This window comes from Serratia sp. CC22-02 (genome assembly GCF_900182895.1).
Lineage (GTDB): Bacteria > Pseudomonadota > Gammaproteobacteria > Enterobacterales > Enterobacteriaceae > Serratia > Serratia nevei.
Map to the genome: position 1 here is coordinate 78,454 of NZ_FXUD01000005.1, position 12,829 is coordinate 91,282.

Consider the following 12,829-nt stretch of genomic DNA (forward strand, 5'->3'; position numbering starts at 1 on the left):
GAGAAGCGTAATGACGGTAAACGCGTTTATCGGCAGTTGGGCGCTGGTGTCGTCGGTGTTCAAAAACCAGAACGGCGAGCTGAATTACCCGCTGGGCGAGCAGGTGTTGGGGCGAATCCACTATGAGGCCAACGGCACGATGGCGGCGCAGCTGTACAGTGCCGTGCGGCCGCGTTTCGCCGCCGACGATTTGGCGCAGGGGTCCGAGCGGGAGATCCGCGCGGCCTTCATCAATATGATTTGCTACTTCGGCCGCTATCAGGTGGAGGAAAGCGAACAGCGGGTGGTGCATCAGGTCGAAGGCTGTTCGTTCCCCAACTGGGTAGGCAGCCGTCAGGTGCGTTTTTACGCTTTCAGCGGCGATCGGCTGACGTTGCGCACGGTGCCCTTGCAGCTCGGCAACGGCGTGCAGGTGGGCGAACTGGTGTGGCAGCGGACAGGAGCTTCTTTATGATCATTGTTCATCATCTCAATCACTCGCGGTCGCAGCGCATTCTGTGGTTTCTGGAAGAGCTGGGCGTGCCCTATCAGGTGCAACGCTACGAACGCGATCCGCAGACTATGCTGGCGCCGGCGGCGCTGAAAAAGATCCATCCGCTGGGCAAATCGCCGGTGATCGTCGACGGCGATCTGACGCTGGCGGAATCCGGCGCCATCATCGAATACCTGCAAGAAGCCTATGACGCGCAAGGGATGTTCATGCCGACCGACTTCCACGCGCGCCAGCAATACCGCTACTGGCTGCACTACGCCGAAGGATCGCTGATGCCGCTGTTGGTGATGAAACTGGTGTTCAGCCGGCTCGGCCAGCCGCCGATCCCCTGGCTGCTGCGGCCGGTGGCCGGCGCGATCGGCAAGGGCGTGCAGCGCGAATATCTCGACAAGCAGATCGCGCCGCACTGCGAATTCCTCGAACAGCACCTGAACAAGGGCAGCTGGTTTGTCGGCAACGACTTCAGCGCGGCGGACATTCAGATGAGCTTCCCGCTGGAGGCGATGGCGGCGCGCGGCGCGTTGGATGATTGCCCGAAACTGCGCGGTTTTCTGCAGCGCATTCACGCCCGGCCCGCCTACCAGCGGGCGTTGGAGCAGGGCGGCCCTTACGACCTGCTGAGCTAACCGGATGGGCTATACTCGATGGGGTCATTCTTCATCGGAGGTAGCCCATGGCTACGCAAATCTTCGTTAACCTGCCCGTCAGCGATCTGCCCGCCTCGATGGCGTTCTTCACCCACCTGGGTTTCACTTTCAATCCGCAATTCACCGATGACACCGCCGCGTGCATGGTGGTCAGCGACACGATTTACGTGATGTTGCTGACCCACGACAAATTCAGAATGTTTACCCCGAACCCGATCGGCGACGCCAAGCAGGCCACCGAAGTGCTGGTATGCCTGTCGCAACCCAGCCGGGCGGCGGTGGACAAACTGGTGCGCAAGGCGGTCGCCGGCGGCGGCAACACCTACCACCCGCCGCGGGACTACGGCGTGATGTACGGCCACGGTTTTCAGGATCTGGATGGCCATATCTGGGAATTGATGTATATGGATCCCGCTGCGGTGCAGACGCAATAACCCTGCCGCGACGGCGTTCGCCGGGGCGCCCGTCGCCCCGGTTTTATCGTACAGGCGTCATTCCCGCCGCTTTCTGCATAAATTGCCGCGATCTTTAGTTGATTAGACGCTATGGAAGGCAGGATAATCGTTTGCCTTGAATAAACCACCATAAATCACCCGTACCGCGCGCTGCGAGTTAAACGTTTGCCTTGGTGCGCATCGCCGTTGGCGCTGCGACAGAAGGGCAAGGATGCGGAACGTGACGTAAACGATTACGTGACGATCGGGCGCGGGCGAGATTACAGGCCTGCTGCGACGGGCCGATTCATGAAACACAGGGGAAGTAACCTATGTCGAACTCTCAAGCGAACCACGCCGCAAAACCAACCGGCGGGCTTGATGGCTATTTTAAAATTTCCGCGCGCGGCAGCAGCGTGCGCCAGGAGGTGGTGGCGGGGCTAACCACCTTCCTGGCGATGGTGTACTCGGTGATCGTGGTGCCGAGCATGCTGGGCAAAGCGGGCTTCCCGCCGGCGGCGGTGTTTGTCTCCACCTGCCTGGTGGCCGGGCTGGGCTCGCTGCTGATGGGGCTGTGGGCTAACCTGCCGATGGCGATCGGCTGTGCGATCTCGTTGACCGCCTTCACCGCCTTCAGCCTGGTGCTGGGCCAGCACATCAGCATTCCGGTGGCGCTGGGTGCGGTGTTCCTGATGGGCGTACTGTTTACCATTATCTCGGTCACCGGCATCCGCGCCTGGATCCTGCGCAACCTGCCGATGGGCGTGGCGCACGGCACCGGCATCGGTATCGGTCTGTTCCTGCTGCTGATCGCCGCCAACGGCGTCGGCCTGGTGGTGAAGAACCCGCTGGATGGCCTGCCGGTGGCGCTCGGCGCGTTCACCTCCTTCCCGGTGGTGATGACGCTGGTCGGCCTGGCGGTGATCTTCGGCCTGGAAAAACTGCGCGTGCCCGGCGGCATTTTGCTGGTGATCATCGCCATTTCCATCATCGGCCTGATCTTCGACCCGGCGGTGAAATACCAGGGGCTGTTCGCCATGCCGAACCTGGCGGACGCTGACGGCAAATCGTTGATCTTCAGCCTGGATATCATGGGCGCATTGCAGCCGGTGGTGTTGCCGAGCGTGCTGGCGCTGGTGATGACCGCGGTGTTCGACGCCACCGGCACCATCCGCGCGGTGGCCGGGCAGGCCAACCTGCTGGATAAAGACGGGCAGATCATCAACGGCGGCAAGGCGCTGACCTCGGATTCCCTGAGCAGCATCTTCTCCGGCCTGGTGGGCGCCGCGCCCGCCGCGGTCTACATCGAATCCGCCGCCGGCACCGCCGCGGGCGGCAAGACCGGCCTGACCGCCACCGTGGTCGGCATTCTGTTCCTGCTGATCCTGTTCCTGTCGCCGCTGGCCTATCTGGTGCCGGTCTATGCCACCGCACCGGCGCTGATGTACGTCGGCCTGCTGATGCTGAGCAACGTCACCAAGCTGGACTTCAACGACTTCGTCGACGCGATGGCCGGCCTGCTGTGTGCGGTGTTCATCGTACTGACCTGCAACATCGTTACCGGCATCATGCTGGGCTTCAGCTCGCTGGTCATCGGCCGCATCTTCTCCGGCGAATGGCGTAAGCTGAACATCGGCACCGTGCTGATCGCCGTGGCGCTGGTGGCGTTCTACGCCGGCGGCTGGGCGATTTAAGACCCTCAGCTTCCCTCGCCCGGCGGGCGAGGGAAACTGTCACGGCATTTCCCTTCTTAAGATAAGTCTTCTTCTGCTCTGCACCGCGTTTTGAAAGGCACAACAAGCTTTAACGGCTGTAAAAAAAGTGATCTACTATCGGGACCAACGCAGGCCCTGAGCCGATGTCGTCTGAATCGTAGAGTCTAAGGAAAGCATGGAAATCTTTTTTACAATCCTCATTTTGATCCTGGTGGTCTCCCTGTCCGGGGTAGTGACGCGCATGTTGCCGTTCCAGGTGCCGCTGCCGCTGATGCAAATCGCCATCGGGGCCCTGTTGGCCTGGCCGCATTTCGGGCTGCACGTCGACTTTGATCCCGAACTGTTCCTGGTGCTGTTCATCCCGCCGCTGCTGTTCGCCGACGGTTGGAAAACGCCAACGCGCGAATTCCTGCACCACGGGCGTGAAATTCTCGGCCTGGCGCTGGTGCTGGTGCTGATCACCGTGGTCGGCGTCGGCTATCTGATCTACGCCATGGTGCCGGGCATTCCGCTGGTGGCGGCCTTCGCGTTGGCGGCGGTGCTGTCGCCGACCGATGCCGTGGCGCTGTCCGGCATCGTCGGCAAAGGGCGCATTCCTAAGCCGATCATGGGCGTGCTCGAAGGCGAGGCGCTGATGAACGACGCATCCGGCCTGGTGTCGCTCAAGTTTGCCATCGCGGTGGCGATGGGCACCATGGTGTTCACCGTGGGCGGCGCAACCCTCGAGTTCCTCAAAGTGGCGATCGGTGGCCTGCTGGCCGGCGTGGCGGTCACCTGGACCTACAGTAAATCGCTGCGGGTGATGAGCCGCTGGAGCGGCGACGATCCGGCGACCCAGATCGTATTCCTGCTGCTGCTGCCGTTCGCCTCCTACCTGATCGCCGAACATATCGGCGTTTCCGGCATCCTGGCGGCGGTGGCGGCGGGGATGACCATCAGCCAATCCGGCGTGATCCGCAACGCGCCGCTGGCGATGCGCCTGCGCGCCAACAGCGTATGGGCGATGCTGGAGTTCGTGTTCAACGGCATGGTGTTCATCATGTTGGGCCTGCAGCTGCCGGGCATTCTTGAAACCTCTATCCTGCAGGCGGAGCTGGATCCGACCATCCAGACCTGGTACCTGTTCGCCGACGTGGCCACCATCTACGCCGCGCTGCTGGTGCTGCGTTTCACCTGGCTGTGGGTGATGAAGAAGGCCAGCAACCGCTTTATGAAAAAGCGCCCGCTGCAGTTCGGCGACTACAGCACGCGTGAGCTGTGGGTGGCGTCGTTCGCCGGGGTGCGCGGGGCGATTACCCTGGCCGGTGTGCTGTCGATACCGCTGTTGCTGAGCGACGGCACCGCCTTCCCGGCGCGCTATCAGCTGGTGTTTATCGCCGCCGGGGTGATCCTGCTGTCGTTGATCGTCGGCGTGCTGGCATTGCCGCTGCTGCTGCGCGGCGTTCAGGTGGCCGACAAGAGCGCCAGCAAGCACGAAGAGCGCATGGCGATCGCCATGGCGGCCGAAGTGGCGATCGAGAGCGTGAATAAAATGGAAGAGCGTCTGGTCGCCGATACCGAAGAGAACCTCGATCCGCAGGTGTTGAAAGAGGTCAGCTCGCGGGTGACGGGCATGCTGCGGCGGCGCATCGCGTCGAAAGACGATATCGAGAATGCGCTGGCGATGGAAAACCTCGAGCGGCGTTTCCGCCTGACGGCGCTGCGCGCCGAGCGCGGCGAGCTGTACCACCTGCGCGCCACGCAGAAAATCAGCAACGAGACGCTGCAAAAACTGCTGCACGATCTCGACCTGCTCGAAGCGCTGCTGATCGAGCGCGAAGGGTAAACCTCAGAAGAGGAATCATGTTTTCCTCTTTATTTCTTCCCGAAGGGCCGCCTGTGCGGCCCTTGTTTTTTGGCTACTTGAGCGGCGGCCAGTAGTCGCGGCAGCAGGCGATCCAGGCCTGCGCGCTGTGCGACAGGTAGCTGCCCTGGCGCCAGATCAGCCCGATTTTCCACTCCATGCGCGGCTCCAGCGGCAGCCAGACCAGGTTTTCCTTGTCCAGCCAGCGGCAGACCGGCTCCGGCAGCATGGCGATGCCCACGCCGGCCTGCACCATTGAGGCGAGGAAATCCCATTGGCCGCTGCGCACCGCGATTTGCGGTTCAAAACCGGCCTGGCGAAACGCCTTCATCAGCATCTTGTACAGCGCAAAGTCTTCGTTATAAATCAGGATCGGGCTGTCGGCCAATTCGGCGATATTGATGCGGGTGCGGTTGAGCCACTGCGGCGTGCGCGGCGCCACCACGCACATCGGATGGCCCAGCAGCGGCAGAAAGGTCAGCGGCTGTTCCGAATCGAAGGGCAGCACCGTCATCGCCAGATCCAGTTCGCCGGACATCACCGCCTGTTCGACCGACAGCCCGCCCAGCTCGGAAATTTTTAATTCGATGCCGGGGTAGGTCTGGCGAAAGCGGCGGATCAGATCGGCGATCTGCCTGCCCACCATCGGCGGAATGCCCAGCCGCAGCACGCCCTTTTTCACCGAGCTGATGTCTTCCAGCTCCGCCTCCAGCTGGCGGAATTCGTCGAGGATCGTCAGGCCGCGCTGATACACCGCCTGGCCGCTGTCGGTCAGGCGCAGCTTGCGGCCTTCGCGGATCAGCAGCGTGCATTCCAGCTCCTCTTCCAGATGCCGCAGCATCTTGCTGATGGTGGGCTGGGTGACGAACAGTTTTTCCGCCGCGCGGGTGAAGCTTTGCTGGCGCACCACTTCAACGAAGTAGCGCAGGGTGCGGACATCCACGTTAGGGTTCTCCTTGAGGGCGCTACCGGCGGGAAACTATTCCCGGACGGCATGATGTCGATAATTTTAATTCATTTCAGGCGTGGTTTCCCGGCTGCGTATACTGTAGGCCGTCAATTTATTGTTTGAGGTCATCTTCCATGTCTCTGGCGTTACGCCGCGTTGCCCCCTCCCTGCTGACCCGTTTGCAGGTGCCGATTCAGGTGGCGTTGTATGCGGCGCTGTTCCTGATCGCCGATCGCCTGGTGCAACAATTCCACCTGCCGCTCCCCGCCAATATCGTCGGCATGCTGATGCTGCTGGCGCTGATCCTGCTGCGCATTCTGCCGCTGAGCTGGGTCAAGGCCGGCTCCCGCTGGCTGCTGGCGGAAATGCTGCTGTTCTTCGTGCCGGCGGTGGTGGCGGTGGTCAACTATGCCCAGCTGCTGATGGTCGAGGGCTGGAAGATCTTTCTGGTGATCGCGGTCAGCACCATGCTGACGCTGGGCGCCACCGGGCTGGTGGTGGACAGGGTGTATCGGCTGGAGATTTGGCTGCAGCGACGGAAGCAGCGCCATGAATGATTTTATCCTCAGCCTGGCCTGCTTTCTGGCGACGCTGGCGCTCTACTTCGCCAACAAAAAGCTGTACCGCCGCCGCCGCACGTTACTGCTGATGCCGCTGGTACTGACGCCGATGATCCTGGTGCTGCTGCTGGTGGTCACCCACATCTCCTATCAGGACTATATCGGTGAAACCCACTGGCTGCTGTGGCTGCTGGGGCCGGCGACCATCGCCTTTGCGGTGCCGGTGTACGAGAATCTGCACATCATCCGCCGCCACTGGCTGTCGCTGACCGCCGGGGTAACGACGGCGGTGCTGGTGGCGGTGTACAGCTCGGTGTGGCTGGCGCGCCTGCTGACGCTGCCGGAAGAGGTGCAGCGCAGCCTGGCGGTGCGTTCGATTACCACGCCGTTCGCGCTGGAGGCCGCCAAACAGATGGGCGGGCAGCCGGATCTGGTGGCGCTGTTCGTGGTGATCACCGGGGTGTTCGGCATGGCGGTGGGCGACATTCTGTTTCTGCGGCTGGCGGTGCGCAGCCGCCTGGCCAAGGGAGCCGGGTTTGGCGCCTCGTCGCACGGCGCCGGCACCGCCCGCGCTTATGAACTGGGGCCGCAGGAGGGCGTGGTGTCGAGCCTGGTGATGATGCTGGCCGGCATTATCACGGTGGTGGCCGCGCCGCTGATCGGCCGGCTGATGTGGTAAGACCTCTCGGGGCGGGCTCTGCCGCCCCATTTTACATTGTCTGTCGTTGGGAACGGTGCCGTCGATGAGCGCCCCAAAAAACGAAGAAATTTTTCAGCATAATTTTTCCCATCGTTATAACAAAAAACGATAGATGCGCCGCGGGCAAAATTGCCGTTCATTTTTAATGGTAATGAATTAATTAATCAATAAATTATTATCATTAAAACAATAAAGTATAACTTATTGATATGGAGAGGCTCTTATCGTAAGTATTGTTGCACATTAACTGTGGTGAATAATACAAAAGAATATGAATTTCTCTCTAATTATATCGGATTAATACAAGAGGAATACGCTCGTCATCCCTGAGTAATATCGGGGAAATAAAATGGTCATTTATTCCCTTTCGCACATTTCGCCAAAAAAAATATCCTCTCCTATACTTCACAGCTCTACAAATTGAGGCACAGGGGGGAACCTCTGGATTAACCATTTCATTCTTTCTTAGTTGGGGGGAGACCCAGCTTTTCTACGGTTTTTTATTCTGACTTGAACTGTCGGACGGCCAGGCTTTGCCTAAATCCGGACGGTCCCTTTCATTAACGTAATGAAAACGTGCTAGAGAATATTATGAACAAACAAACTGATGTGAAGAGTGGGGAATTCCGTACCGGTGCTCAGGCTGCGGCGGAGAAAGTCGAACTGCATGAAATGACTATCGCCCAGCGTGAACTCTGGCTGGGGGAAAACATTTCCAAAGAGTTGTCGTTCAATATCTGGGGCTATGGGCAGGTTGACGGGCCTCTCGACGTTAAGCTGCTGCGGCAAGCCATCGATGCAATCGTGGAAGAAACGCCGGCTCTGCAAGCGCATTTTGTGGAAAAAGACGGTGAGCTTTATCAATACCGCGCGCCACGCACCCATGAGCCGCTGTTCACTCTCGATCTCAGTAAGGAACCCGATCCCCTGCAGGCGGCCAGACGCTGGATGGTGGCGGATGCGGCGCTGCCGCGCCGCGCCACGGGAGAGGAACCTTTTAGTTTTTATGTGATTACGCTCGCCCCGCAGCGCTATGTCCTCTATCGGCGTTTCCACCATATGATCACCGACGGCCGCAGTGCCGAGGAAGTGATGCGGCGCATCGCGGCCTACTATAACGCGCTGGCGTCCGGCGGCGTCATCCCTGAATTCGCCAACTGCAATTTCTCTCTGCTTTATGAAAACGACATCAAATACCGCGACTCCTCACGCTTTTCTTCCGATCAGGCTTTTTGGCGGGAATATACTGCCGCTGCGCCGCAGAGTTTGTCGCGTAGAGCCATATTGACCCCGGACGCCGCGATGAACCGCAACACGCAGCTGCTGGAAAAAGAGGCATTGGATCAGCTGCAGCAACAAGCCGACAATATCGGCGTACACCGCGCACATATATTGGCCGCCGCCGTAGCATTATGTTTCTACAGCCTGACCGGCAGTGAATATCTTAATTTCAGCATGCCGGTGACCGGGACGAGAGAACGAAACAGTATTGGTATGACCTCTAACGTTGTCCCTTTGATTATCAAGGTTGAACCCCAGCTGAGCCTGGCCGAATTTATCCAAAAGGTTGCGGCCGAAATAGCAAAAGTGGTTCGCCATCAATTATATCGTGGGGAGGACATTCGGCGTGACAATGGCGCGACGGATTCCGCCTGGTTTGGCCCTTCAATTAACATTGTTTCTTTCGACCACGGCGATCCTTTCTGGGGATGCCGCACCCGTTGGTATTATGGCGGGAATATTCCGTCCGGCGATCTACAGATTATGCTGTATGAAGACCAGCAGGCGAATGAGCTGGACGTCACTTTTTCTGACGCCGCTTATGCAAATTCATTAGGCGATCTGGATGTTTTGCAGCGCCGTTTCCAGTTTATTTTACGGGCGCTGAACGCATCAACGGCGGGGACGATCGAGGCGTTGGATCGGCAAGTGGCGGCGCTGGCGGATGCCGAGGCCGGCGGCAGCTTTTACACCAACCGTCGGCAACCGCCTGCCGGCGGCATCATTCGTTGGGATCGCCCGGCTGAGGCGCTGCAGCGCCTGGTGAGCTCGCTGAGCCATGGCGCGGGATGCGCGGCGAAGATACTGCTGGCGGAGCGCGTGTTGGGCGTGACGGCGCTGCAGGCGGTGAGCGATGAGCGGCAGGCCGAGCCCGGTACCCTGCTGCACGTCGAGGCCGACGGCTGGGTGATTGCCGCGAACCCCGGCGTGGTGCGCGTCGGGCCGTTCTTGCGCGCCGACGGATCGGTTCAGCCAGGCGATGCGCTGGCGCAGGCCTGCGGCTTGTCTGTCGGCTCGGTCTTGCCGACGATTAACGCTGCCGAAGCCTCGCTGTTAGGCGCGGCGTATGGCGCCAGCGCCGATAGCGCCGCTTTTTGGCAACCGCGTCTGACGCGTTATTATCCGGCGCCGTTCCCGCCGGGGCCTGGCCGCCAGGCGGATCTTCCCGCACGCTGGCAGGCGACAGCCTGGCAGCGCCTAGAAAAAATTGCCGGCGAGCAGGTGCTGGCGGCAGCAACCCTTTATCTGGCGCGCATGTGCAATGAAACCGATTTTCAGCTGGGGTGGATCACCCCGGACGATCGGAATTGGGGACGTTGGGCTCACCTGAGCGCGCGCGTGCTGCCGCTGCAGGTCTCTGTTGATCACACCGGCAATTTCCAGCAGGCGTTGGCCGCGCTGGAACAGGAATATAGCCAGCTGCGCGCTCATGCCGATTATCATCCCGCGTTGCTGACGCGCGATGCGGACCTGCGAGCGCCTCAGACTTGGCCGACGGCGGTATCGATCGTCAGCCGGCGCTCGGCGCAGGGGTTGCAGCCTGAAGACGAGGGGGTTGCCGCCATCATGGCTTCCGGCTCGCGCGCGGTATTGCAAATCTGCAAGGCTGACGGCGCTTTCCGTTGGGTCTACGACGCCGCCTCCGTGGCTGACGAACAGATGTTGCGTGCGACGCAACATCTGCTGATGCTGCTCAACGATGCGGTGAGGGCGGGTTCTCATCGTCGCACCGTCGGCGAACTCAGTCTGGTTTCCGAGGAAGAGCGCGCGCAGTTGCTGCAGGGCCTCAACCATACCGTCGCTTCACACTCGCCGGCGGTTTGTCTGCACCGGTTGTTCGAAGCACAGGTCAGACGGACGCCGGAGGCGATCGCGGTGACGTATGGCGATGACAGCCTGACCTACGCGGAATTGAATACCCAGGCGAACCGTTGGGCCCATCGGCTGGTACAGCTTGGCGTGCAGCCGGACAGCCTGGTGGCGCTGTGCGCCGGGCGCGGGCTGCCGATGCTGGTCGGGCTGCTGGGGATCCTCAAAGCCGGCGGCGCCTATGTGCCGCTGGATCCCGCCTATAGCGGCGAGCGGCTACAGTACATCCTGGCGGACTCAGCGCCGGTGCTGCTGTTGGCGGATGAGCTCGGCCGACAAGCGCTGGGTGACTGCGAGGTGCCGGTGCTGGCGCTGGAACAGCCACTGACGGGGGAAAGCGGCGATCTGCAGGACGTCGGGGTGCGCCCGGCGCACCTGGCGTATGTGATTTATACCTCCGGCTCGACCGGCAAACCCAAAGGGGTGATGGTGGAGCACCGGCAGGTCGCGCGGTTGTTCAGCGCGACGAACGCCTGGTTCAACTTCAGCGCCGCCGACAGGTGGTGCCTGTTCCACTCATTCGCCTTCGACTTCTCCGTCTGGGAGATCTGGGGCGCCTGGCTGTATGGCGGCCAGCTGTTCATCGTACCGCAGGCGATCGCCCGCTCGGCGCCGGATTTTTATCATTTCGTCTGCCGCAGCGGCATCACGGTATTGAACCAGACGCCGAGTGCCTTCAAAGCCTTTATCCAAGCTCAGGCGCACAGCGAAGCGCGCCAGCAGCTACGCGAGATCGTGTTTGGTGGCGAAATGCTGAAGCCTTCCGATCTTGTGCCGTGGTTTGCTCGTCCAGAGAACCGGCAGACGCGGTTGATCAACATGTACGGTATCACCGAGACCACGGTGCATGTGACTTATCGGCCGCTGTCGGCGCAGGACACGGCGATCACCACCAGTCCGATCGGCAGCCGCATCCCGGATTTGCGCTTGTATCTGCTGGGCGCCGACGGCGAACCGGTGCCGATGGGGGCGATCGGCGAACTGTACGTCGGTGGCGAAGGGGTGGCGCGGGGTTACCTGAACCGGCCCGAATTGACGGCGGAACGTTTTCTCGATGATCCTTTCAACCGGGCGCCGGGTGCGCGCATGTATCGTACCGGCGATCTGGCGCGCTATCTGCCGGGGGGCGATATCGAATACCTGGGGCGCAATGACCAGCAGGTAAAAATCCGCGGTTTCCGCATCGAATGCGGCGAGGTGGAGGCACAGCTGAGTACCGATCCGCGCGTGCGCAGCGTAGCCGTGGACGCGATTGACGATGGCGACGGGGGCAAGCGACTGGTGGCGTGGGTGGTTCCGGCACCGGAAGCCGAACGCGCTACGCTGGCGACCGGGCTGCGCCAGCATCTGCAGGCGCGGCTGCCGGATTATATGGTGCCGATGGCTTACGTTTGGCTGGAGGCGTTGCCGCTGACCGGCAACGGCAAATTGGACAAGCGGGCTCTGCCGGTGCCGCAGGTCGACGCCTATGTGCGTGAAGCCTATGCGCCGCCGCAGGGCGAGGCGGAAAACCTGCTGGCGGCTATCTGGCGCGAGCTGCTGGGCGTAGAGCGCGTCGGTCGCTATGACCACTTCTTCGAACTGGGCGGGCATTCGCTGATGGCGGTGCGCCTGGCTAACCGCGTGCAACAGGCCGGATGGCAGTTACCGTTGCAGGCGCTGTTCGCCAGCCCGGTACTGCACGTGCTGGCGCAGGCGCTGGAAGTTGCGCCGGCTCAGGAACCGCTGCCGATACTGCCGGTGGCGCGCGACGGCGAATTGCCCCTGTCGTTCGCCCAGCAACGCCTGTGGTTCCTGACCCAGTTGGAGGGGATGAGCGAAACCTACCATATCCCCCTGGCGCTGCGGCTGCACGGCCGGTTGGACCGGCAGGCGCTGCAACATAGTCTGGATGCGCTCTATGCGCGTCACGAATCGCTGCGTAGTCGGTTCATCACCCGGGAAGATCGGCCACAGGTGCAGATTTTGCCGGCAAACGGGCTGCCGCTTGCGTTCCACGATCTGCGACGTCACCCCGCGCAAGCCGACACGCTGTGCCGTCAGGCGGCCACTCAACCGTTCGATTTGACGCAGGGGCCGCTGGTGCGCGCCGCGCTGATCCGCCTGGCGGATGAGGAGCACCTGTTCCTGCTCACCTGTCATCACATCGTCTCCGACGGTTGGTCGACCGGCATTTTGCTGCGTGAACTGGGGGCGTTGTACGGCGCTTTCCGTCGCGGCGATGCCGATCCACTGCCGCTGCCGACGCTGCAATACCCGGATTACGCCGCCTGGCAGCGTCGCTATCTGACGCCGGAGCGGCTGGCGGCGCAGGCGCAATACTGGCGCGAAACGCTGA

9 protein-coding genes are annotated in these 12,829 nt (G+C 61.3%); 8 read left to right on the forward strand and 1 reads right to left on the reverse strand.

Annotation, left to right across the window (positions count from 1 at the left end):
- Positions 1-10 precede the first annotated feature (10 nt).
- The 5 genes from QOL81_RS17370 (at position 11) to QOL81_RS17390 (ending at position 5,114) form a co-directional block, all read left to right on the forward strand.
- Entirely contained in the window at positions 11-454 is a 444-nt protein-coding gene (locus tag QOL81_RS17370; protein ID WP_047570370.1) for a lipocalin-like domain-containing protein, read from the forward strand.
- Positions 451-1,119: a glutathione S-transferase family protein gene (locus QOL81_RS17375; protein ID WP_049201475.1), complete on the forward strand. Its 669-nt coding sequence runs from the start codon at positions 451-453 to the stop codon at positions 1,117-1,119. Before QOL81_RS17370 ends, QOL81_RS17375 begins: the two co-directional genes overlap by 4 nt.
- 47 nt (positions 1,120-1,166) lie before the next feature.
- Entirely contained in the window at positions 1,167-1,574 is a 408-nt protein-coding gene (locus QOL81_RS17380; protein WP_197757934.1) for a VOC family protein, read from the forward strand.
- 332 nt (positions 1,575-1,906) lie between these two features.
- Positions 1,907-3,268, forward strand: coding sequence for an NCS2 family permease (locus tag QOL81_RS17385; RefSeq protein WP_060425178.1), 1,362 nt, complete (start codon positions 1,907-1,909; stop codon positions 3,266-3,268).
- Positions 3,269-3,464: 196 nt separating this feature from the next.
- Positions 3,465-5,114, forward strand: a complete 1,650-nt coding sequence (locus tag QOL81_RS17390; RefSeq protein WP_025304430.1) for a Na+/H+ antiporter — start codon at positions 3,465-3,467, stop codon at positions 5,112-5,114.
- A gap of 73 nt (positions 5,115-5,187) precedes the next feature.
- Here the strand turns inward: QOL81_RS17390 and QOL81_RS17395 are convergent, their stop codons facing one another.
- The gene (locus QOL81_RS17395; protein ID WP_025304429.1) at positions 5,188-6,075 is read right to left on the reverse strand and encodes a LysR family transcriptional regulator; all 888 of its coding nucleotides are present in this window, start codon (positions 6,073-6,075) and stop codon (positions 5,188-5,190) included.
- A gap of 140 nt (positions 6,076-6,215) precedes the next feature.
- On the opposite strand from QOL81_RS17395, the gene QOL81_RS17400 reads away from it, so the two are divergent.
- From QOL81_RS17400 to QOL81_RS17410, 3 genes are all read left to right on the forward strand, one after another.
- On the forward strand, positions 6,216-6,638 hold the full coding sequence (locus QOL81_RS17400; protein ID WP_004936830.1) for a CidA/LrgA family protein: 423 nt from the start codon (positions 6,216-6,218) through the stop codon (positions 6,636-6,638).
- The gene (locus QOL81_RS17405; protein ID WP_004936833.1) at positions 6,631-7,320 is read left to right on the forward strand and encodes an LrgB family protein; all 690 of its coding nucleotides are present in this window, start codon (positions 6,631-6,633) and stop codon (positions 7,318-7,320) included. The genes QOL81_RS17400 and QOL81_RS17405 overlap by 8 nt, the downstream gene beginning before the upstream one ends.
- A 612-nt stretch (positions 7,321-7,932) precedes the next feature.
- The coding region (locus tag QOL81_RS17410; RefSeq protein WP_283439959.1) for a non-ribosomal peptide synthetase at positions 7,933-12,829 on the forward strand (4,897 nt) is incomplete at its 3' end.